Source organism: Streptomyces sp. NPDC000345, assembly GCF_042898825.1.
Taxonomy (GTDB): domain Bacteria; phylum Actinomycetota; class Actinomycetes; order Streptomycetales; family Streptomycetaceae; genus Streptomyces.
The window spans coordinates 339,898-359,471 of the sequence record NZ_JBIAZE010000002.1 but is presented as its reverse complement, the minus strand read 5'-3'; the positions used below and the strand labels follow the sequence as shown (position 1 = coordinate 359,471).

Here is a 19,574-nt window from a genome sequence, read left to right as displayed (position 1 = left end):
ACATATCGTGCACACTCGTAACGCTCCGTTACGACACGAAACGCGCCACTCAGATAGCAAAGGGGATCTAATGCGCAAGCTGCACAAGGCCGGCCTCGTCGCCGCCATGATCGGAAGCCTGGCCGTGGCGGGGGCGGGTGCCGCCTCCGCCTCCCCCTACGGGTCCGACGGGGACGGGGGCTTCCGGCAGTGCATCCAGCAGGGCGACGTGACCGTCGGTCTTCTCAACGTCTCCGACGTGAACCTCGCGGGGCTCCTCCCCCTCGGCTTCGTCGCCCCCAGCACGGTGTCGAAGCAGACCGTGACGCAGCAGAGCTGCAGCAATGGTGACGACAGCCCGAACGTGAACGTCGCCCACGTGACGGACGACAGCCCGTTCGGCGGCTGAGCGGCCGGACTCCGGGCGGCTCCGGGATCCGAGGCGGATCCCGGAGCCGCCTCGCGTCATGCCCGTGCCGTGGGCCGACCACCGGGCATCCGTTCCGCTTGGACATCCGGCCGGCCCCTGGGATCCGGCCACCCCCGACTGACGACCGCATACAACCGACCGCACACAATCGACCGCCGACCGCCGACACCGCCCGACCCGCCTCAGGCCCCGCGACGGCCCCCGCCCGTGGAACCCTGACCCCACTTGCCCACGGGGGTCTCCGACGCGGCCGTCCCCGCCGGGGCCGTGCCGGCCGGGGGTCGGCGTGTGCCCGGGCCGCCGTTCGCCGCGGTGGCGCGGTCCCTGGCTCCGTCGCGGGTGCGGCCCGGGGCGACGAAGCGGCGCGGATTGCGGCGCAGGTACTCGCCCTCGAGCTGGGCCATGCGGTCGTTGTGGGCGCGCAGGGCGTCGTTCGAGCCGTACAGCAGGGTGTCGTGGCGCGTGCGGTGGATCGTCTCCAGCTCCTTCATGAGCTGTTGGTCGTCCAGCCGGTCCGGGTCGACTCCGGTCATGGTGGTGCCCCGCTCGTCGTGTTCGTCCATGCGGTACGGGTACCCGCCCGGGAGCACACCAGCACGACCCCGAGCGGCATCCGGGAGGGAGCCATGGATCTCGCCTTTCTGCATCCACTGTACGAACATTCCGGCCCCTGGGCCTCCGTGTACGTCGACACCTCCCGGCACACGGAGAACACGCCTCACGAACGTCACCTCACGGCCGCCGCGATGGCCCGCGAGCTGGGCCGCCAGGGCGCCGACGACGCCACCTGCCGGGCCGTGGAGCGCGCGGTCGAGGAGCTGAGCCACTCCTCCGAGCCGTACGGGCGGGCCCTGTTCGCCCGGGCCGGCGAGGTCGTCCTCGATCCTGCGCTGGCCGCCCGGCCCCCGCAGGGCGACCGGGCCGAGTGGGCACCGCTGCCGCGGGTGGCGCCGCTGCTGGAACTGGCGGACCAGGACCCGGTGTGCGTGGTGGCGTACATCGACCGCAAGGGCGCGGACTTCGAGCTGCGCACGCCGTGGACCCGCGAGAAGGTGGACACGGTCTCCGGCCGGCGGTATCCCGTCCACCGCACGGCGACGGCGGACTGGTCCGAGCGGCACTTCCAGCTGAAGGTCGAGAACACCTGGGAGCACAACGCGGTGGAGATCGCGGACGCGCTCACCGTGTGCCAGGAGGAGACCCGCGCCGATCTGTTGGTGCTGGTCGGGGACGACCGGGAGCGGCGGGCCGTGCACGAGCGGCTGCCGCGGCGGTTGCAGGGCCGGGTGGCCGAGATGGAGCGCGGTGCGGGCAGCCGGCTCCTGGACGAGGAGGTGGAGGCGGCCCGCGCCGACCATGTGCGCCGTCGCACCGAGGCCGAGCTGGAACGTTTCCTCGCCGCCCGCGCCCCGGACGAGGAGGGCCACGCCGGGGCGGTGGAGGGGGTGCCCGCGCTGGTCGAGGCGGCCCGTGAGCACCGGATCGACGAGCTGCTGATCCGGCCGGACGGTCCCGACGCGCACCGCGAGGTGTGGATCGGCGAGGACCCGGACCAGCTGGCGGTGCGCCGCACGGAGCTGAAGACGCTCGGCGAGCAGCGCTCCTGGGCGGCCCGGGCGGACGACGCGCTGATCCGGTCGGCGGTCGCCACGGACGCGAGCGCGCTGGTCGTCCCGTCCGAGGCGGCCGAGGAGGCGCCGGTGGGCGGGCTCGGGGCGCTGCTGCGCTGGAAGTAGCCCGCCGGAGCGCCGTCTACCTGGCCCGTTCCACGCGCCGCTCGTCCCAGACCGGGTCCGGGGTCTCCCGGACCCGGCCGTCGCTGCCGAAGACCAGGTAGCGGTCGAAGGAGCGGGCGAACCAGCGGTCGTGGGTGACGGCGAGGACCGTGCCCTCGAAGGCCTCCAGGCCTTCCTGGAGTGCCTCGGCGGACTCCAGGTCGAGGTTGTCGGTGGGCTCGTCGAGGAGGAGCGCGGTGGCGCCCTCCAGTTCCAGGAGCAGGATCTGGAAGCGGGCCTGCTGGCCACCGGAGAGCTTGTCGAAGGCCTGCTCGGCCTGCTGCGTGAGCTCGTAGCGGCGCAGCCGGGACATGGCCGCGCCGCGGTCCTGGGAGTGTTCCTTCCAGAGGATGTCGAGCAGTGTGCGGCCCTGGAGTTCGGGGTGGGCGTGGGTCTGGGCGAAGTGCCCGGGCACCACCCGCGCGCCGAGTTTCCACTGGCCGGTGTGCGCGACGTCCTCGCCGGCGAGCAGGCGCAGGAAGTGCGACTTGCCGGAGCCGTTGGAGCCGAGGACGGCGACGCGTTCGCCGTAGAAGACCTCCAGGTCGAAGGGCCGCATCAGGCCGGTCAGCTCGAGTGCCGTGCAGGTGACGGCTCTTACGCCGGTGCGGCCGCCCTTCAGCCGCATGGTGATGTCCTGCTCGCGCGGCGGCTCCGGCGGCGGGCCGGCCTCCTCGAACTTGCGCAGCCGGGTCTGGGCGGCCTGGTAGCGGGAGGCCAGTTCATGGCTGATGGAAGCGGCCTGGCGCAGGTTCAGCACCAGCTTCTTCAGCTGGGCGTGCTTCTCGTCCCAGCGGCGGCGCAGTTCCTCGAAGCGGGCGAAGCGTTCGCGGCGGGCCTCGTGGTAGGTGGCGAAGCCGCCGCCGTGCACCCAGGCGTCGGCGCCGGTGGGCGAGGGCTCCACGGAGACGATCTTCTCGGCGGCGCGGGAGAGGAGTTCGCGGTCGTGGGAGACGAAGAGGACCGTCTTGCGGGTCTCCTTCAGCCGCTCCTCCAGCCATCGCTTGCCGGGGACGTCGAGGTAGTTGTCGGGCTCGTCGAGGAGGAGGACCTCGTCGGTGCCGCGCAGCAGCGCCTCCAGCACCAGGCGTTTCTGCTCGCCCCCCGACAGGGTGCGGACGAGCCGGAACTGCGCCTTGTCGTACGGCACGCCCAGCGCGGCCGTGGTGCACATGTCCCACAGGGTCTCGGCCTCGTAGCCGCGCGCCTCGGCCCAGTCGGCGAGGGCCTGCGCGTACTGCATCTGCGCGGCCTCGTCGTCGACGGTCATGATCGCGTGCTCGGCCCGGTCGACGGCCTGCGCGACCTGCCGGAGGCGGGGCGAGGACACGGACACGAGCAGGTCGCGCACGGTCGTCTCGTCCCGTACGGAGCCGACGAACTGGCGCATCACGCCGAGGCCGCCGCTGACGGTGACGCTGCCGCCGTGCGGCTTCAGCTCGCCGGAGATCAGGCGCAGCAGGGTGGTCTTGCCGGCACCGTTGGGTCCGACCAGGGCCACCACGGCCCCTTCGCCCACCCGGAAGGACACGTCGCCGAGCAACGCCCTCCCGTCGGGGAGGTAGTACTCGAGGTGCGCGGCTTCCAGATGTCCCATGAAAAGGCATTCTGCGGGCCGCCCGTGCCCGGCGGCAAACCCTTAATCCGCGGCGCCGGCCGCTCCCGCCGGACCGCCCTCCCCCGCCGGTACCACTGTGGTGCCCGCCCAGGTCAGGGCCTTCCAGCCGTCCGCGGGGCTGCCCTCCAGGATCACCGTTCCGGTGTTGGCGAGGCGGTGGGCGGAGGCGAACGGGACGTCGATGTTGTGGGCGCGGGCGGCGGTCCAGGTGCGGATGGCGGCGCCGTGGCTGACCAGGGCGACCGTCGCGGCGCCGGTCGCGGCGGCCTCGGTGATCACGGCGTCGTACCGCGCCAGGAACTCGGTGCCGCTCTCGCCGCCCGGCATGCGCAGGTCCACGTCGCCGGCGGCCCAGGCGAACACCGTGCGCAGGTAGAGCGCGCCCTGTTCGGAGTCTCCGGGCCGCATCTCCAGGTCGCCGGCGGAGATCTCCCGGATGCCGTCGCGGACGAGGACGCCGAGGCCGCGGGCGGCGGCCAGGGGGGCGGCGGTGAGCTGGGTGCGGACGAGGGTGGAGGCGTAGACCGCCTCGATGTCCTCGTCGGCGAGCGCGGCGGGGAGCGCCGCGGCCTGCTGTTCGCCCAGTTCGGTGAGCCCGGGGCCGGGAGCGGCGGTGTCCAGGAGGTAGTCCACGTTCGTGGGGGTCTGGCCGTGGCGGACGAGCAGCAGGCGCATACGGGGACCCTCCAGGTCGCGGACACCGCCCCGGCAAAGACGGCCGTCCTCAGCGTACCCGGCGATCACATGACGCTTCGTCAGTCCACATGCCGAAATGGATGGTCTCAGGATACGGTCGGTGCGCGTACGGTGACGAGCGTCGCCCGGACTCTCCGGAGCCCGGGGCCGGTACGTCGTCGCGGTACGTCGAGAAGGGGCTGAGCCATGCCGAAGGCACAAGAGACCGCCGTCTACACCCACGGGCACCACGAGTCGGTGCTGCGGTCGCACACCTGGCGGACCGCCGCCAACTCCGCGGCGTACCTGCTCGGCTCGCTCAAGCCGCACATGCGGATCCTGGACGTCGGCTGCGGTCCGGGCACGATCACCGCCGATCTGGCGGCCCTGGTCCCGGACGGGCACGTCACCGGCGTCGATCACGCGCCGGGCATCCTGGAGCAGGCGCGGGCCACCGCCGCCGGCCGGGGGCTGGCCAACGTCGACTTCGCGGTCGCGGACGTGCACGCCCTCGACCACCCGGACGACACGTTCTGCGTGGTCCACGCCCACCAGGTGCTCCAGCACGTGGGCGACCCGGTGCAGGCGCTGCGCGAGATGCGGCGGGTGACCAGGCCGGGCGGGTACGTCGCGGTGCGGGACTCGGACTACGCGGCGATGACCTGGTTCCCCGCCTCGCCCGGGATGGACGACTGGCTGGACCTGTACCGGCGGGTGGCGCGGGCGGGCGGCGGCGAGCCGGACGCCGGACGGCGGCTGAAGTCCTGGGCCCTGGAGGCCGGGTTCACCGACATCACGGCGACATCGGGCACCTGGACGTTCAGCACCCCGCAGGAGCGGGCGTGGTGGAGCGGGCTGTGGGCCGACCGCACGGTCGCCTCGGTGTACGCGGAACACGCCACGCGGGGCGGCCACGCCACCGGGGAGGAACTGCGGGCCGTGTCCGAGGCCTGGCGGGAATGGGGGGCACAAGAGGACGGCTGGTTCGCCGTTCTGCACGGAGAGATTCTGTGCCGAAAGGAAGCCTGAACCGAGGATGATTCGCGGAATCCGGGAAACCCGGAATGCAGGAGGTTCACACTATGGTTCCCATCCTGCTGGTACTGCTGCTGGTGCTGATACTTTTCGGCGCCGGATTCGCGGTGAAGTTGCTCTGGTGGATCGCACTCGCGGTTCTCGTCATCTGGCTCCTGGGATTCCTCTTCCGCGGAACCTCTGCGGCAGGAGGCAGGGGACGTTGGTACAGGTGGTGACAAACAGGTGAATTGACACCTGTCGCCCTCAGGGGGAATCCCGCTTTCCGGGATTCCCCCTTTCGGGCTTTCGGGGTTTTCAGGAGCTGGTTACCGGGTTCATTCCCGGGGCAGCAGCGGCCCGAGTGGCCCGAGGTCCAGATTGAGGTCCTCGGGCCGCAGTCCGTAGCGATCGCGCAGCTCGGCCATGCGGTCGTCGAGCAGCATCAGGGTGAGCCCGATGCGCTCCTCCTGCTCCTCGTCGAGGTCGCCCTGGTCGAAGCGGCGCAGCGCCTGCCGTTCCATCAGCTGGCGCAGCAGTTCCACCACGGTGAGGACGAGCTTGACGAGGTCGCGCTCGACGGTGTCGGGCTCGAGGTCCAGCCGGTTGCGGCGAGCGGTCACGGTGCATCCCCCCACGGTGACGGCACTTGTTCGTTGACGGAGCTGATCAGCGCGTTCAGGTCGATACGGACGAGATCGACGTCCGCGATGCGCAGGGTGACGTCCCCGGTGATGACGACCCCGCCGGCCAGCAGCCGGTCGAGCAGGTCCACCAACGCGATCTCCCGGCGCTCCACGACGGTCATGAACCCTCCCCCTCCGCGGCTTCGCCGGCGTCGTCCACGAACGAATAGGCCGCCCACGGACCGGTGAGTTCCACGCGAATCCCGGGTTCCTCGCCCTTGGTGCGGTCCACGATCTCCACGAATTCCTCGGACTGTGCGCGCGGCACCAGATAGGCGGCGTTCAGCACGTTCTGTCCGGCCCGGTCGGAAAGGGTGGAATTCTGTGGCGGGTGCAGCCGGGCGTCCTCGGCGTGCGCGCGGAGCGTGCTGTGCAGCCGGCCGGCGAATCGTTCGACGCACTGCCAGGTGTCCTCCCGGGCCCTGGCCTTCTGCCGCCGTTGCAGCAGATAGTCCCGCCCGGAGGCGGGTTTCGTCCCCCTCGGCGCGGCCACGGCCGCGGCGGGCTCGGTCTCGGGTTCGACGTAGACCTTCACGCCCCACTCGACCCGCCCGTCCAGCCGCTCCAGCGTGCGGCGGAAGTGTTCCTCGCGTTCCTCCATCATCACGCGGACACCGCTGTCGTCGCGGAAGACGGTGGCGAGCCGCAGCGGCAGTGGTGTGGTGACGGCCGTGAGGGCGTCGACGACCTGCTGGTGGGCGCGGGCCGTGGCGGACAGCCAGTCGAGGTCCTCCAGATGGCGGCGCAGCGGCTCCTCGGAGAAGTCCCGCTCCGGTACATGGCTGACCACGGCGATCAGGCCGTGGTGGGTGAGCAGTCGGGGCGGATCGCCGGCGACCCCGGTCAGATCGGCCTGCAGGGGCGCACCGAGCGGGCGGCACACGGCGTAGACGTAACGCAGTCCGGTCATGGGGACTCCTCACGGACGTCCTGAGGGGCATTATCCCGCGGTTCCCGTATCTCCCGTCCGCCCTTGCGGACGCCCGGGGCCTCCCGGGCGTCCGTGGCGCGGTCCGCACCCAGCTCGTCCAGCCGGGCCAGCCGCTCCCGCAGCTCGGCGTTCTCACGCGCGAGTGCGTCACGGCGGGCCCGGGTGGAGAGCTCCGGGTCGTCCTCCCACCAGTCGATGCCCATCTCCTTGGCCTTGTCGACGGAGGCGACAATGAGACGGAGCTTGATGGTGAGCAGTTCGATGTCGAGCAGGTTGATCCGGATGTCGCCGGCGATCACGATGCCCTTGTCCAGGACACGTTCCAGGATGTCGGCGAGATTGGCGCCGCCACCCTGGCCGTACGGCTCCGGCAGCCGACTCGGCATGGTCATCGACGGCTCCCGCTCTCCTCGTACGCGGACTCGTCCTCGGATTCGTCCTCGGGCTCGTCCTCCTCGTACTCGCCCTCGGCCTCCTCGTCGTACTCCTCGTCCTCGTCCTCGGGCTCGGTCCCGTCCTCCTCGTACTCGCCTTCGGGCTCCTCGTTCCCTTCCTCTTCGTCCTCCTCGGCGTCCGGGCCCACCGCCCCCTCGGCGCCCTCCTCCTCGTTCTCCTCATCGTCCTCCCGGTCGCTTTCCTCCGCGACCGCGTCCTCGTGGGAGCGGACGACCTCGCCGTCGCGGATCTCGCCGCGCCAGCCGTCCTCCGCCTCTCCCTTGATGGTGATGAAGCGGACGAAGTTCTTGAGGTCGAGGCGGGCACGGCGGCCCTGGGCACGCCAGATGTTGCCGGTCTTCTCGAACAGACCCGAGGGGTAGTACTCGATGACCAGCAGGACACGGGTGAGGTTGTCGGCGAGCCGGTGGAAGGAGACGACGCCCTTCGTGGTGCCCTTGGCGCCCTCCGAGGTCCAGGCGATCCGGTCGTCCGGCACCTGCTCGGTGGTCTTCGCCTTCCAGCTGCGGTTGGACCAGAACACCTTCAGCTGCCAGTCGGACTCGATGTCGTCCGCGCGCTTGGCGCTCTTGACGCCCTTGGCGAAGGTGCTGAAGTCCTGGTACTGGGTCCACTGGTCGTAGGCCGTGCGCAGCGGCACGCCGACGTCGATGTGCTCCATGATGACGGTCGGCTTGCTGCCGGCTCTGCTCTTTTTCCCGCCCTTGCCGCCGGTGAGGTTCTTGAAGGCGCCCATCACCTTGTCCTTCATCCGCGAGCCACCGAGTTCCAGCGCGGAGCGCAGCGGGCCCTTGCCCTCGGCGAGCTTGCGCCCGCCGTCCAGGGCCATCTTGGCGAATCCGGGGCTGTTGCCCTCGGCGATGTCGTTGAGCTTGCCGGTGGTCTCGCCGAGCTTGCGGCCGACGCCCACCAGCATCCGCTGCGCCTGCGCGGAGAGGTATTCCTGCACCTCCGCCTTCAGCCGGTCGGCGGCCTCACTGTGGGCCAGACCGGAGAGGGGGTTCGCGCCGTCCGTCGCCGAGCCGGCCTTGTCCGCCGCCCCGGACGCGGCCGAGGTCGCTCCGGACTTCGCCGAGGAGGTCGCGGATCCGAGGGTCTCGGTCATCGCTCACCGCCTCCCTTCCGTCCCCCCGTACGTCCCCCGCCGCTTCCGCCGCTGCGGGAGGCCGACCGGGCCGCGGTCTTGCGGGCGCCGCCGGTCTTCTTCGCGGCCGGCTTGCGGGCCGGTGTCTTCCTCGCCGGGGCGCTCTTGGCCGCCTTCGAGGCCGGCGCCTTCCTGGCCGCGCGCTTCCTCGCCGGTTCCTCGTCCTCCTCGGACGCCTCGGCCTCTCCGTCTTCCTCGTCCTCTTCGTCCTCGTCCTCTTCGCGGCCTTCGGGCTCCTCCTCGGCCTCTTCCTCTTCGTCCTCGTCGCGGGCCTCGGGCTCTTCCTCCTCGTCCTCGTCGCGGGCCTCGGGCTCCTCGCCCTCGGTCTCTTCCTCGGTGTCCGGCTCCTCGTGCTCGCCCTCGGGCTCCTCGGCCTCCTCGGCCTCGTCGTCCTTCCCGCCTCCGGGCGCCACGCCCTGCAGCTGGTCGCGCACCTCGGCGGTACGGCCGTGCAGCCGGTCGGCGAGGGCTTCGATCTGCCGTTCGACCAGGGCGCCGGAGGCGGCCTTGCCGACTCCGCGGAGGTCCTGGCGGAGTTCGTCGCCGATGGCCTTGAACTGCGGGTTGTCCTTGAGCTGCTGGGCCAGCAGCTCACCGAGGGCCCGCGGGGTCAGGTTCAGTTTCTTGCCCGCCACCAGCGAGCCCACGGCGAGCGCAAGCTTCGCCTTCTTGGTACGTCCGAGGACGTATCCGGCCCCGATCGCGAGGCCCAGTCCCATCCGGTTCATCGCGTTGTCCCGTCATTTCCGGCGCTTCTGCGCGTCGCGATCTCCATCCGGTCGAGGAGCTCGTCCTCCATCCGGTCGAATTCGTCCTCCGTGATCTCGCCGGCCTCCAGCCGCTCCTCCAGCCGGGAGAGTTCGGCCCGCACCGCGGCGGGGTCGTAGTAGATCCGTTCCGCCTCTCGCAGCACCTGCTGGATCGCCCATCCACTGCCGCGCACGGGCGCGAACGGCAGCAGGAGGACCTCCGAGATCAGTCCCACGGCTTCACCTACTCCCCGGCGCTGCCCGCGGGTCCGGACGGACCGGGCTCGACGAAGCTGTACGGCGGCAGGGGGCCGTTGACGCGTACGTCGAGGTGCGAGCGTGCCTTGCGCAGTTCCTCCACCGCCTCCAGGAACCCGGCGGCCGAGTCCCGGTCCACGAGGAAGGAGACGTTGGCCAGCCAGCCGGTGGACTCGGGGCCCACGCTGGTGGCGGCGGCCAGCGGCTCGAGGGTCTGCTGCACCCCGGCCGCGTCCTCGGCCTCCCGGGCCTTGACCGCCGAGGCGACCATCTCGCCGAGCTGCAGCCGCTGCTCGTAGGTGCCGCCGCCCGCCTGCCGGTTGGCCTCGGCGAGGGCCCGCAGCTCGGGGCTGTCGGCCATCACCTGGTGCAGGACGGCCTCCTCCACGTGGGAGGCCTTGACGTTGTACTCCACCTTGTTGTCGAGCGCCTGCAAACGTTCCAGGTAGTGCTCGGCACGCTCGGCGAGGACGCTGGTGACCGACTTGTCGTCGGGGGCGATGCTGCCGAACCGCATGGGCAGCACACAGCCGTCGGCGCCGGCCTCGGCGAGCACGTTCTGATGGGCGAGGAGTTCCTTGCGCTTGGGGCGCAGTTCCTCGGGCGCGTCGCTGACGACCGCCGCCAGCTCGCCCTCCGCCAGCACCCGCACGGGCCTGGGCGGGTCGCCGACACCGCCGAGGGCCTCGGGGAGCGCGGCGTGCGAGCGCGCGGTGATGCCGTAGACGTACGTGCTCACCCCTCGTCCTCCTTCCGGCGCGTCGCGGTGCTCTTGCGGGGCCGCGGCCTGGACTCGGTCTCCTTGGACGAGCTCTCGTCACGGGCCTGCTTGAAGGCGTCGGAGATGGTCTCGGCGGCGCCGGAGAGCGCGCCCTTGGACTTGCCGCGCGCGCCCGACTCGGTGACCTCGCCGACGATCTCGGGCAGGCCGGGGCTCTTGCGGGGGCCCGCCTCGAGGTCGAGCCGGTTGCACGCCTCGGCGAACCGCAGATAGGTGTCGACGCTCGCCACCACGACCCGTACGTCGATCTTGAGGATCTCGATGCCGACCAGCGACACACGTACGAACGCGTCGATGACCAGACCCCTGTCTAGGACGAGCTCCAGCACGTCGTAGAGACCACTGCTGCCGCCTCCACCGCCGGTCTGTTGTGCCGGGACAACGGTCATGCCGTCCACGCCTCCTTGTGTCGGTTTGGATGAATGGAAAGGTCTGCGGGTGCGGGCCGGGGGCTAGCGGCCGCCGGACCGATGTGCGTCGGCCCGCCCGCGTTCGTAGCGACGAACGCGCCGGTAGCCGGTGAGCTGACCCTGCGGATCGAGTTCGACCTGGTAGCTCGCCATCAGGCTCATGGTGTCGGGCACCCGGGCGAGTTCCATGACCTCGACCTCCAAGGTCCAGCCGTCCTCCGTCTGCTCGAAGGACGAGACGCTCTCGGCGGACATGCCGGTCAGCTCGGCGAGCTGCGAGCGCGCCTGACGCAGCACCTCCATGGGGCTCTGCCGGTCCTCGTCCGCCATCGTGCCGTCCTTGTCCCTCGGTCTCTGTACGTCGCGTGAAGCCCGTGTCGGCTCTGTGTTCTTCGTGTCAGACATGGCCACCTCTTCCTCCGGGTGGCCTGAACACTCTTGGCCAAACCTTCACGAGGGCCCGAGTGCCTCACGAGCCGCGCAGCGCGTCCAGCCGGCGGCGGGCGGGCCCCAGGGCCCGGCCGCGGCTCATCAGCCCGGACCAGGGACGGCTACGGGCCTGGTCGGCGGCGTTCGCGACGGTCCAGCGGCGGGGGCCGAGGTCCGGGTCGTCGAGCTGGTCCCAGGTGATCGGTACGGCGACGGGCGCGCCGGGGCGGGCGCGCACGGTGTAGGGGGCGACGGCGGTCTGGGCGTAGGCGTTGCGCCCGGTGTCGAGGTAGAGCCGGTCGCCGCGGTCCTGCTTGCGGGCGGCCGTGGTGAGCCGGTCGGGATGCTCGGCGGCGAGCAGCTCGGCCGCGTCCCGGGCGAAGGCGCGCACCTCGTCGAAGTCGTGCCGCCCGTTGAGCGGGACGACCACGTGCAGTCCGCGCGAACCGGTGGTCATCAGCCCGGAGGGCAGGCGCAGTTCGTCGAGCAGCCGGCCCGTCCACCGGGCCGCCTCCCGCACCGCGCCGAAGTCGTCGCCGAACGGGTCGAGGTCGAGCACCATCAGGTCCGGCCGGTCGAGCCGTCCGGTCCGCGACAGCCAGCGGTGCAGGGTGAGGCAGGCCTGGTCGGCGAGGAAGGCGAGGGTCGCGGCGTCGTCGCAGACGGTGTGGCAGACCGTGCCGCCTTCCTTGGGCACCTCGACCCGGGTGATCCACCGCGGATAGTGCGCGGGGGTGTTCTTCTGCATGAACCGGGGCCCGTCGACGCCGTCCGGATGCCGCTCCAGCATCAGCGGGCGCTCGCGCAGGTGCGGCAGCATGAACGCGGAGACCGAGCGGTAGTACGCGACGAGATCCTGTTTGGCGTACTCCGTGCCCCCGTCGTCCGCCGGGACGAGCACCTTGCCCGGCCGGTGCACCTCGACGGTACGGCGCCCCGCGCGCACCGTGCGGACCTCGGCACCGCTCACGGCACGACCGCCGTCTCCACCAGCAGCCGGGCGGACGCGGCGATCGACTCGGCGTCGATGCCGGCGGCGTGCAGTTGCTCGTCGGGGGAGGCCGAGCCCGGCGTCGTGCGCACGGCGAGCCGCACCAGACGAGGCATCGGGCGGCCGTCGAGGAAGGCGTCGAGGACGGCGTCGCCGAGACCGCCCTCCGGGTGGTGGTCCTCGACCGTCATCAGGCAGCCGGTCTCCTCGGCGGCCCGGCGCAGGGTGGCCCGGTCGACGGGCTTGACCGAGTACAGGTCGACCACGCGGACCGCGATGCCCTCGCCGGCCAGGGCGTCGGCCGCCTCGAGCGCCTCGTGGACGGTCACCCCGGCGGCGACGACGGTCAGCCGGTCGCGGTCGGAGGCACGCAGCACCTTGCTACCGCCGACGGGGAACTCCTCGTCGGGCCCGTACAGGGCCGGGCCGCCGCCGCGCGAGGTGCGCAGATAGCGGACGCCGTCCAGCCCCGCCATGGCGGTGACCAGGTGCGCGGTCTGGTTGGCGTCGCACGGGTAGAGCACGGTGGAGCCGTGCACCGCCCGGAACATCGCCAGGTCCTCCAGGCCCATCTGCGAGGGACCGTCCTGGCCGATGGCGACACCCGCGTGCGACCCGACCAGGTTGATGCCGACGCCGCTGACGGACGCCATGCGGACGAAGTCGTGGGCGCGGGTCAGGAAGGCCGCGAAGGTGGAGGCGTACGGCACCCAGCCGCGCGTCGCGAGGCCGACCGCCGCGGCGACGAGCTGCTGTTCGGCGATGTAGCACTCGAAGAAGCGGTCGGGGTGCTCCTTGGCGAAGAACTCGGCGCGGGTGGAGTCGCTCACCTCGCCGTCGAGCGCGACGACGTCGGGCCGGGCCGTGCCGAGGGCGGCGAGGGCCTGCCCGTAGGCGTCACGGGTGGCGACGGCGTCGTCGGAGTCCTTCTCCCAGCGGGGCAGGTCCAGGTGCCCGTCGGGCACGGAGTGCAGCATGCGGGCGGCGGGCGGCTGGTGCACCTCGACGCGCAGGTCGCGGATCCCGCCCAGTTCCTCGGTCGCCTCGTCGGCGTCGGGCAGCGGCTTGCCGTGCAGGCCCTCGCGGTCCTGGACGCTCTCGACGCCCCGGCCCTTGAGGGTGCGGGCGAGGATCACGGTGGGCTGGCCCCGGGTGGAGGCCGCCTCGCCGTAGGCGCGGTCGATGGCGTCCACGTCGTGCCCGTCGATCTCCACGGTGTGCCAGCCGAAGGCCTGGAAGCGGCGGGCGTAGGCGTCGAGGTCGTGGCCGTGCCGGGTGGGGCCGCGCTGGCCGAGCCGGTTGACGTCGACGATCGCGGTGAGGTTGTCGAGATGCTCGTACGCCGCGTGTTCGGCTGCCTCCCACACCGAGCCCTCGGCGAGCTCGCTGTCCCCGCACAGCACCCACACGCGGTATCCGGTGCGCTCCAGGCGCTTCCCGGCGAGGGCGATGCCCACGCCGACGGGCAGGCCCTGGCCGAGGGATCCGGTGGCGGTCTCGACCCAGGGCAGCCGCTGCGGGGTGGGGTGCCCTTCGAGCCGGCTGCCGAGCTTGCGGAAGGTGAGCAGTTCGTCGTCGTCGATCGCGCCGGCCGCCTTGTAGGCGGAGTAGAGGAGCGGGGAGGCGTGGCCCTTGGAGAGGACGAAGCGGTCGTTGGCGGGGTGGGCGGGCCGGTCGAAGTCGTAGCGGAGGTGGTGTGCCAGCAGCACCGCCATCAGGTCCGCGGCCGACATCGAGGACGTCGGGTGCCCGGAGCCCGCGGCGGCGGAGGCGCGCACGCTGTCCACGCGCAACTGCTGGCCCAGTTCGGTGAGTTCGGCGGTGTCCATCGGGCTACTGATCTCCTTCGGAACGGGTGTGGGTGCGTTGCGCGGGCCCGGAGGCGGGCCGACTCCCCGCCGGCACACCACCGGGCTGGTTCTTCGCGGGTTCCCCGCCGGGCTGGTTCTTCGCGGGTTCCCCGCCCGGCTGGTTCTTCGCGGGCTCGCCGCCCGGCTGGTTCTGGGCGGCGTCGGGGGTCGGCGCGACGAGCGGCGAGGAGCCGTCCTCGGCGGGATCGGACCCCGGCCCGTCCTTCGCGACGTCGGGCGTCGGCGCCACGAGCGGCCCGTCCTCGTCACCGGACCCGGACCCAGACCCGGACTCCGGGTCCTCCTTCGCGACGTCGGGAGTCGGCGTCACGATCGGCCCATCCTCATCACCCGACCCCGATCCGGACCCGGACCCGGACCCGGACTCCTGCCCGTCCTTCGCGACATCGGGCGTCGGCGCCACGAGCGGCCCGTCCTCGTCACCGGACCCGGACCCAGACCCGGACTCCGGGTCCTCCTTCGCGACATCGGGAGTCGGCGTCACGATCGGCCCATCCTCATCACCCGACCCCGACCCCGACCCCGATCCCGATCGCGGCCCCGATCCGGACCCGGGCCCCGACTCCTGCCCGTCCGTCGCGGCGCCGGGCGTCGGCGCCACCACCGGCGAGGAGCCGTCGTCGCCGGGCCCGGCCGGGCCGTGGGTGTCCTGGGCGAGCGCCGCGCCCGGCCCGGACGCGGGGCGGCGCTCGTGGCCGCCCGGCACCCTCGCCAGTTCCGGCGAGGCCGTGTCCAGCGGCACCGACCAGGAACGTACGAGGCCCAACTGAACCGACTGGCGCGGCAGTACGGCGTCCAGCAGCCAGTCGGCGGCGACGCGGACGCGGTTGCCGGGCAGGGCGGCGAGGTGGTAGCCACGGGTGACGAGGCCCGCCGGCAGTCCGGCCAGGTGTACGCCCAGCGGATTGGCCGCGGCCTGCGCCCCGCCCAGGTCGACCACGAACCCCATGTCCTTGTGCCGGTAGGGCCGCAGTTCGCCCCCGCTGAGCGAGGCGGCCACGTTCCGGCCGGCCACCGTGCCCTGACGCCACGCGTGCTGAGCGGTCATCGGGGTGTACTGACCGGGCTTCTCCAGATCGGGTACGGCGGCCGCGTCGCCGCACGCGAACACCTCGGGCCGGCCCGGCACCCGCAGGGTCGGCTCGACGAGGAGCCGCCCGCGTTCCAGGGGCAGCCCGAGGGACTCGGCGAGCGGGTCGGGCCGGACGCCCACGCACCACACCAGGGTGCGGGTGTCGACGAACTCGCCGTCGGTCAGCAGGACTCCGTCGCCCGTGGCCTCCTTCACGGAGGTGCCCATGCGCACCTCGACGCCCCGCCGGCGCAGCACCCGGTCGGCGGTGCGGGAGAGCTGTTCGTCGAGTTCCGGCAGGACGCGTTCGGCGACGTCGAGCAGCAGCCAGCGCGGCCGGATGCCCTTGCGCAACGGGTGGGAGCGCACCAGCGCCTCGGTGAACTGCTGTCCGTGCGCGGCGACTTCGGTGCCGGTGTAGCCGGCGCCGACCACCACGAACGTGCAACGCGCCGCGCAGTCCTCGGCGCTGTCGGCACCGGCCGCCAACTCGACCTGGCGGGTGATGTGGTCGCGCAGGTAGAGCGCCTCGGGCAGCCCGCGGAAGCCGTGGGCGTGCTCGGCGACACCGGGGACGGGCAGCAGCTTGTTGACGCTGCCGGCGGCGAGGACGAGCCGGTCGTAGGCGAGGGTGCCGGTGCCGCCCTCCGGGTCGGTGTAGTGGACCGTGCGGCCGTCGAGGTCGATCCGGTCGGCCTCGCCGAGCACCAGCCGTACCTCCCGCAGCGTCCCGGACAGCGAGACGGTGACCCTGCGCGGTTCGAGGAGGCCGGCGGCCACCTGGGGCAGCAGGGGCAGGTAGAGGAAGTAGTCGGTCGGGTTGAGCACGGTGATGTCGGCCCGGCCGCGGGCCTCCCGCGCGAGGGTGCGGGCCGTGCGGTATCCGGCGAAGCCGGCTCCGACGATCACGATGCGGGGTCGAGCCACGGTTCGCCTCCGGGTGTTGTCGTACGGAGTTTCCGCGTCCCCCTGGCCAGGGCGGCCAAACGTGCGCCGGGGGGTGCCGGGCGGGCGCCACCGGTTTCCCGGCCGGGCGCGGGGTACTCGGTCGGGGCCCCGGCCCGCCCCGCCGCGGCTCCGGCCGTGACCGGCCGGGACGATCCGACCCGCCCAGCGCGGAGGTACCCCCCATGCCCGAGTACGGCTACTTCCTGTCCTGCGAGGAGTTCGGCCCCGCGGACCTCGTCGAGCAGGCCCGGATGGCCGAGCAGGCCGGTTTCCAGGCACTGTGGATCTCCGACCACTACCACCCGTGGAACGACGCCCAGGGCCAGAGCCCCTTCGTCTGGTCGGTGATCGGCGCCCTGTCGGAGGCGGTGTCGCTGCCGATCGAGACGGCGGTGACCTGCCCGACCGTGCGGATCCATCCGGCGGTGGTGGCGCAGGCCGCGGCCACGTCCGCGGTGATGACGGGCGGCGGGTTCCGGCTCGGCGTCGGCTCGGGCGAGGCGCTCAACGAACACGTCCTCGGCGACGCCTGGCCGCCCGCGGACGTCCGCCTCGACATGCTGGAGGAGGCCGTCCAGGTGATGCGCAGGCTGTTCACCGGCGAGGAGGTCACCCACCACGGCCCGCACTACACGGTGGAGAACGCACGTCTCTACACCGTCCCGGACGAACCGGTCCCCATCGACATCTCCGGCTTCGGGCCGAAGGCGACCTCCCTCGCCGCCCGCGTCGGCGACGGCTACATCACGATGATGCCCGAGGAGCCGATGGTGGAGCAGTTCCGCAAGGGCGGCGGCGGATCCAAGCCGGTCAGCGGCGGGCTCAAGGTCTGCTACGGCACCGACCGCGCCGAGGCGGTCCGCACGGTCCGCCGGCTGTGGTCGAACCAGCTGCTGCCCGGCGAAATGGGCCAGATCCTGCCCACGCCGAGCCACTTCGAGCAGCTCGCGCCGCTGGTCAGCGAGGAGATGGTCGCGGAGAACACGGTGTGCGGCGACGACGTCGACGAGCACGTGGCCGCGCTGAAGGCGTTCGCCGACGCGGGCTTCGACCGGATCTACGTCAACCAGATCGGCCCCGACCAGCGCGGCTTCTTCGACTTCTACCGTACGAAGGTGCTGCCCCGGCTCGACCGGGGCTGACCGCGGTGCGCCCGGGCCGGAACGGCAGCGGGGGCTTCCGGGTGGTGTGAGCCGGCGCCCGACGCCCGGTCTGCGTCGGGCGGTATGCGTCGACCCGCCGCCCGTGCCCCGGTCAGCCGTGCGACCTGCGGCGCAGCCCGGCGGTGACCGCGGCGCCCAGCCCGCCGGCCAGCAGACCGACCCCCATCCGCGCCCGGTTGCGCGAGACCCACTCCTGCACGCTCGTGTCGGTCGACTCCCCGTCGAACCGGCCGTGCGCGCCGAAGTCGTGCCCGTGCGGGCCGTCGGCGGGGCTCCACAGGTTGCCCGGGCCGCCGTCCCGCTCGCCCTGCTGCTGGGCGTCGAAGCCGGTGCGGGCGAGATACCGGTCCAGGAAGCCCGGAACCACCGCGTTGGCGATCAGGGTCGCCGCCGTGGAGCCTCCGACCCAGTACTCCCGCCGGCGGGCGTGGCCGGCCGCGTGCACGATCGCCCGGGCCGCGACCTCCGGCTGGTACACCGGGGCCACCGGCCTGGCCCGCCCCGGCATCCGGTCCACCACCCAGTCGAACTGCGGGGTGTTCACCGCCGGCAGCTGCACCATCGTCGTGCGGACCCGGCTGCCCGTGTGCAGCAGCTCGCACCGCAGGGACTCGTTGAACCCCTGGATCGCGTGCTTGGCACCGCAGTACGCCGACTGCAGCGGCACCCCCCGGTAGGCGAGCGCGGAGCCGACCTGGACGATCGTGCCGCGATCGCGCGGCAGCATGTGGCGCAGGGCGGCCCGGGTGCCGAACACATAACCCAGGTACGTCACTTCGGTGACGCGGCGGAACTCGTCGGGGGTGATCTCGGTGAAGGGCGCGAAGACGCCGGCGAAGGCGTTGTTGACCCACACGTCGATGCGGCCGAACGCGTCGGCGACCTTCTGCGCCGCGTCCTCGACGGCCTTGGCGTCGGCCATGTCGACGCTCACGACGAGGGCCTCGCCGCCCGCGCGCTGCACCTCGTCCGCGGCCGTGGCGAGCCCCTCACGTCCCCGGGCGAGGAGGGCGACCCGGTCGCCGCGCGCGGCGAAGGCCAGGGCCGTGGCCCGGCCGACGCCCGCGCTGGCGCCGGTCACCACCACGGCCCGGGCCGGTCCCCGAAGGGTGCGCATCACGCATCACGCCCGGTGGTGCGGGATCTCGGGGTCGATGTCGTCACCCCGCGCCGTACCCTCCGGCCCCTGCGCGCCGGGCACTCCGGGGGCGGGAGGTGTGGTGGGCGCGGTGGGCGGCATCGGCGGGTACGGCGAGCCGACACCGGCCGCGGGCCCGGCCGGCGGCAGTCCGCCGGCGACGGGGCCGTGTCCCGCCTGCTGCGCGGCGTGGCTCAGCCCGGCCTCGCCGCCGGGCCGGGCGGGCCCGTGCGGCCGGGCGGCGCCGCGCAGCGCGTACGCCACGGCGCCCAGGACCGCCGCGGTGATCAGGGCGGCGGCCCAGCCGGGCAGACCGATGTCGAGGGCGAGGCCCAGGGCGAGCGCGACGGCCGCGCCCGCGTAGAGGGCGACCGCGCCGGACGCCGCGTACAGCGTGGCCTTGCGGCGCTGCCTGCGGGTCTGCTCCCGCAGCTCGTCGCGGATCGTCTCGCGCGCCACCTGCGCCAGCTCTTCGACGAGGTGCTTGTCCAGATGCTCCAGGTGATCCATGCGCTCCATGGCGGCCGGGTACCCGCCGTCACGGGCCCGTAACGCCACGGCCCGACGGGCGTCCTGCGGAGGGGCGCCGGACGGGAGGCGAGGGGGCGCGAAGGGGATCGGGTGAAGGGACCGCCACCCTCGGGCCGGCCCAACTAGGCTCGCCGCCATGGACATTCTGGGAGCCACGCTGCGGGTCTGTGTCGACGATCTGGAGGCCTCGGTCTCCTTCTACGAGCGGCTCGCGGGCACCAGAGCCCTCCGCTTCGAACGCGGCGGTGTGGAAGTGGCCGCGGTCGGCTGCTTCCTCCTGATGAGCGGGCCCGAGGCGGAGCTCGAGGTGCTGCGGAAGGTGGCCGCGACGATCGCCGTGGCCGACGTCGACGAGGCCCACAAGACCCTCACCGAGCTCGGCGCGGACGTCGTCGCGGGCCCGGTGGGTACCCCGGCGGGCCGCAACCTGATCGCCCGTCACCCGGACGGCTCGGTGTACGAGTACGTGGACCGCCGCCCCGCCCAGGACACCGCTTAGGACCTGGTCTCCGCCGGGACCGTGCG

23 protein-coding genes and 1 pseudogene are annotated in these 19,574 nt (G+C 72.7%); 6 read left to right on the top strand and 18 right to left on the bottom strand.

Annotated elements, in window-relative coordinates; translation table 11 throughout:
- Positions 1-70 precede the first annotated feature (70 nt).
- Complete coding sequence (locus tag ACFY30_RS06115) at positions 71-388, top strand: hypothetical protein (RefSeq protein ID WP_390843955.1); 318 nt, start codon at positions 71-73, stop codon at positions 386-388.
- 308 nt (positions 389-696) lie between these two features.
- Here ACFY30_RS06115 and ACFY30_RS06110 read toward each other — a convergent pair.
- Positions 697-972: pseudogene (locus ACFY30_RS06110) on the bottom strand (DUF6158 family protein); the annotation flags it as partial.
- Between the two features lie 63 nt (positions 973-1,035).
- Between ACFY30_RS06110 and ACFY30_RS06105 the strand changes: the two are divergent.
- Positions 1,036-2,145: a Vms1/Ankzf1 family peptidyl-tRNA hydrolase gene (locus tag ACFY30_RS06105; RefSeq protein WP_390843954.1), complete on the top strand. Its 1,110-nt coding sequence runs from the start codon at positions 1,036-1,038 to the stop codon at positions 2,143-2,145.
- A 16-nt stretch (positions 2,146-2,161) separates the two neighbouring features.
- On the opposite strand, the gene ACFY30_RS06100 is transcribed toward ACFY30_RS06105, so the two are convergent.
- Both ACFY30_RS06100 and ACFY30_RS06095 read right to left on the bottom strand, forming a co-directional pair.
- The gene (locus tag ACFY30_RS06100; protein ID WP_390658767.1) at positions 2,162-3,781 is read right to left on the bottom strand and encodes an ABC-F family ATP-binding cassette domain-containing protein; all 1,620 of its coding nucleotides are present in this window, start codon (positions 3,779-3,781) and stop codon (positions 2,162-2,164) included.
- Positions 3,782-3,823: 42 nt separating this feature from the next.
- On the bottom strand, positions 3,824-4,477 hold the full coding sequence (locus ACFY30_RS06095) for a histidine phosphatase family protein (RefSeq protein WP_390843953.1): 654 nt from the start codon (positions 4,475-4,477) through the stop codon (positions 3,824-3,826).
- 207 nt (positions 4,478-4,684) lie between these two features.
- Here ACFY30_RS06095 and ACFY30_RS06090 point away from each other — a divergent pair, with 207 nt between their 5' ends.
- Together ACFY30_RS06090 and ACFY30_RS06085 are read left to right on the top strand one after the other, a co-directional pair.
- Entirely contained in the window at positions 4,685-5,506 is an 822-nt protein-coding gene (locus ACFY30_RS06090; RefSeq protein WP_390843952.1) for a class I SAM-dependent methyltransferase, read from the top strand.
- Positions 5,507-5,559: 53 nt separating this feature from the next.
- Entirely contained in the window at positions 5,560-5,730 is a 171-nt protein-coding gene (locus ACFY30_RS06085; RefSeq protein WP_390658769.1) for a hydrophobic protein, read from the top strand.
- A gap of 99 nt (positions 5,731-5,829) precedes the next feature.
- Here ACFY30_RS06085 and ACFY30_RS06080 read toward each other — a convergent pair whose 3' ends face one another.
- The 13 genes from ACFY30_RS06080 to ACFY30_RS06020 all read right to left on the bottom strand — a co-directional run bounded on the left by ACFY30_RS06080 (position 5,830) and on the right by ACFY30_RS06020 (position 16,196).
- Complete coding sequence (locus ACFY30_RS06080) at positions 5,830-6,114, bottom strand: gas vesicle protein K (protein ID WP_390658770.1); 285 nt, start codon at positions 6,112-6,114, stop codon at positions 5,830-5,832.
- A complete protein-coding gene (locus tag ACFY30_RS06075) occupies positions 6,111-6,299 on the bottom strand; it encodes a gas vesicle protein (protein WP_390658771.1) in 189 nt (62 codons plus the stop codon). Before ACFY30_RS06075 ends, ACFY30_RS06080 begins: the two co-directional genes overlap by 4 nt.
- Positions 6,296-7,087, bottom strand: a complete 792-nt coding sequence (locus ACFY30_RS06070) for a GvpL/GvpF family gas vesicle protein (RefSeq protein WP_390843951.1) — start codon at positions 7,085-7,087, stop codon at positions 6,296-6,298. Before ACFY30_RS06070 ends, ACFY30_RS06075 begins: the two co-directional genes overlap by 4 nt.
- The gene (locus ACFY30_RS06065) at positions 7,084-7,500 is read right to left on the bottom strand and encodes a gas vesicle protein (RefSeq protein WP_390843950.1); all 417 of its coding nucleotides are present in this window, start codon (positions 7,498-7,500) and stop codon (positions 7,084-7,086) included. The genes ACFY30_RS06070 and ACFY30_RS06065 overlap by 4 nt, the downstream gene beginning before the upstream one ends.
- Positions 7,497-8,669: an SRPBCC family protein gene (locus ACFY30_RS06060; RefSeq protein WP_390843949.1), complete on the bottom strand. Its 1,173-nt coding sequence runs from the start codon at positions 8,667-8,669 to the stop codon at positions 7,497-7,499. Before ACFY30_RS06060 ends, ACFY30_RS06065 begins: the two co-directional genes overlap by 4 nt.
- Complete coding sequence (locus ACFY30_RS06055) at positions 8,666-9,436, bottom strand: DNA primase (protein ID WP_390843948.1); 771 nt, start codon at positions 9,434-9,436, stop codon at positions 8,666-8,668. Before ACFY30_RS06055 ends, ACFY30_RS06060 begins: the two co-directional genes overlap by 4 nt.
- The gene (locus ACFY30_RS06050) at positions 9,433-9,693 is read right to left on the bottom strand and encodes a gas vesicle protein GvpG (RefSeq protein WP_390843947.1); all 261 of its coding nucleotides are present in this window, start codon (positions 9,691-9,693) and stop codon (positions 9,433-9,435) included. The genes ACFY30_RS06055 and ACFY30_RS06050 overlap by 4 nt, the downstream gene beginning before the upstream one ends.
- Positions 9,694-9,701: 8 nt before the next feature.
- Positions 9,702-10,454, bottom strand: coding sequence for a GvpL/GvpF family gas vesicle protein (locus tag ACFY30_RS06045; protein WP_390843946.1), 753 nt, complete (start codon positions 10,452-10,454; stop codon positions 9,702-9,704).
- Positions 10,451-10,885 (bottom strand): gas vesicle structural protein GvpA, encoded by a 435-nt coding sequence (locus ACFY30_RS06040; protein ID WP_390843945.1) that lies wholly within the window; start codon positions 10,883-10,885, stop codon positions 10,451-10,453. The genes ACFY30_RS06045 and ACFY30_RS06040 overlap by 4 nt, the downstream gene beginning before the upstream one ends.
- 63 nt (positions 10,886-10,948) lie before the next feature.
- Positions 10,949-11,236 carry a gas vesicle protein gene (locus tag ACFY30_RS06035; RefSeq protein ID WP_390843944.1) on the bottom strand — a complete coding sequence of 96 codons (288 nt, stop codon included), beginning with the start codon at positions 11,234-11,236 and terminating at the stop codon, positions 10,949-10,951.
- Between the two features lie 139 nt (positions 11,237-11,375).
- Positions 11,376-12,305 carry a non-homologous end-joining DNA ligase gene (gene ligD, locus ACFY30_RS06030; RefSeq protein ID WP_390843943.1) on the bottom strand — a complete coding sequence of 310 codons (930 nt, stop codon included), beginning with the start codon at positions 12,303-12,305 and terminating at the stop codon, positions 11,376-11,378.
- Positions 12,302-14,155 carry a transketolase gene (locus ACFY30_RS06025; RefSeq protein ID WP_390843942.1) on the bottom strand — a complete coding sequence of 618 codons (1,854 nt, stop codon included), beginning with the start codon at positions 14,153-14,155 and terminating at the stop codon, positions 12,302-12,304. The genes ligD and ACFY30_RS06025 overlap by 4 nt, the downstream gene beginning before the upstream one ends.
- A gap of 4 nt (positions 14,156-14,159) precedes the next feature.
- The gene (locus ACFY30_RS06020; protein WP_390843941.1) at positions 14,160-16,196 is read right to left on the bottom strand and encodes an NAD(P)/FAD-dependent oxidoreductase; all 2,037 of its coding nucleotides are present in this window, start codon (positions 16,194-16,196) and stop codon (positions 14,160-14,162) included.
- Between the two features lie 203 nt (positions 16,197-16,399).
- Between ACFY30_RS06020 and ACFY30_RS06015 the strand changes: the two genes are divergently transcribed.
- Complete coding sequence (locus ACFY30_RS06015) at positions 16,400-17,359, top strand: LLM class F420-dependent oxidoreductase (protein ID WP_390843940.1); 960 nt, start codon at positions 16,400-16,402, stop codon at positions 17,357-17,359.
- Positions 17,360-17,471: 112 nt separating this feature from the next.
- On the opposite strand, the gene ACFY30_RS06010 is transcribed toward ACFY30_RS06015, so the two are convergent.
- Positions 17,472-18,497 (bottom strand): SDR family oxidoreductase, encoded by a 1,026-nt coding sequence (locus ACFY30_RS06010; RefSeq protein ID WP_390843939.1) that lies wholly within the window; start codon positions 18,495-18,497, stop codon positions 17,472-17,474.
- A 6-nt stretch (positions 18,498-18,503) separates the two neighbouring features.
- Positions 18,504-19,037: a phage holin family protein gene (locus tag ACFY30_RS06005; protein ID WP_390843938.1), complete on the bottom strand. Its 534-nt coding sequence runs from the start codon at positions 19,035-19,037 to the stop codon at positions 18,504-18,506.
- Positions 19,038-19,185: 148 nt separating this feature from the next.
- On the opposite strand from ACFY30_RS06005, the gene ACFY30_RS06000 reads away from it, so the two are divergent.
- Positions 19,186-19,548 (top strand): VOC family protein, encoded by a 363-nt coding sequence (locus tag ACFY30_RS06000; protein ID WP_390843937.1) that lies wholly within the window; start codon positions 19,186-19,188, stop codon positions 19,546-19,548.
- Positions 19,549-19,574: the final 26 nt, after the last annotated feature.

Coding starts and splice junctions, on each gene's coding strand:
- ACFY30_RS06115 (WP_390843955.1), top strand. CDS start 71: ATGCGCAAGCTGCACAAGGCCGGCCTCGTCGCCGCCATGATCGGAAGC.
- ACFY30_RS06105 (WP_390843954.1), top strand. CDS start 1,036: ATGGATCTCGCCTTTCTGCATCCACTGTACGAACATTCCGGCCCCTGG.
- ACFY30_RS06100 (WP_390658767.1), bottom strand. CDS start 3,781: ATGGGACATCTGGAAGCCGCGCACCTCGAGTACTACCTCCCCGACGGG.
- ACFY30_RS06095 (WP_390843953.1), bottom strand. CDS start 4,477: ATGCGCCTGCTGCTCGTCCGCCACGGCCAGACCCCCACGAACGTGGAC.
- ACFY30_RS06090 (WP_390843952.1), top strand. CDS start 4,685: ATGCCGAAGGCACAAGAGACCGCCGTCTACACCCACGGGCACCACGAG.
- ACFY30_RS06085 (WP_390658769.1), top strand. CDS start 5,560: ATGGTTCCCATCCTGCTGGTACTGCTGCTGGTGCTGATACTTTTCGGC.
- ACFY30_RS06075 (WP_390658771.1), bottom strand. CDS start 6,299: ATGACCGTCGTGGAGCGCCGGGAGATCGCGTTGGTGGACCTGCTCGAC.
- ACFY30_RS06070 (WP_390843951.1), bottom strand. CDS start 7,087: ATGACCGGACTGCGTTACGTCTACGCCGTGTGCCGCCCGCTCGGTGCG.
- ACFY30_RS06065 (WP_390843950.1), bottom strand. CDS start 7,500: ATGACCATGCCGAGTCGGCTGCCGGAGCCGTACGGCCAGGGTGGCGGC.
- ACFY30_RS06060 (WP_390843949.1), bottom strand. CDS start 8,669: ATGACCGAGACCCTCGGATCCGCGACCTCCTCGGCGAAGTCCGGAGCG.
- ACFY30_RS06055 (WP_390843948.1), bottom strand. CDS start 9,436: ATGAACCGGATGGGACTGGGCCTCGCGATCGGGGCCGGATACGTCCTC.
- ACFY30_RS06040 (WP_390843945.1), bottom strand. CDS start 10,885: ATGACCGTTGTCCCGGCACAACAGACCGGCGGTGGAGGCGGCAGCAGT.
- ACFY30_RS06035 (WP_390843944.1), bottom strand. CDS start 11,236: ATGGCGGACGAGGACCGGCAGAGCCCCATGGAGGTGCTGCGTCAGGCG.
- ACFY30_RS06025 (WP_390843942.1), bottom strand. CDS start 14,155: ATGGACACCGCCGAACTCACCGAACTGGGCCAGCAGTTGCGCGTGGAC.
- ACFY30_RS06015 (WP_390843940.1), top strand. CDS start 16,400: ATGCCCGAGTACGGCTACTTCCTGTCCTGCGAGGAGTTCGGCCCCGCG.
- ACFY30_RS06010 (WP_390843939.1), bottom strand. CDS start 18,497: ATGCGCACCCTTCGGGGACCGGCCCGGGCCGTGGTGGTGACCGGCGCC.
- ACFY30_RS06005 (WP_390843938.1), bottom strand. CDS start 19,037: ATGGAGCGCATGGATCACCTGGAGCATCTGGACAAGCACCTCGTCGAA.
- ACFY30_RS06000 (WP_390843937.1), top strand. CDS start 19,186: ATGGACATTCTGGGAGCCACGCTGCGGGTCTGTGTCGACGATCTGGAG.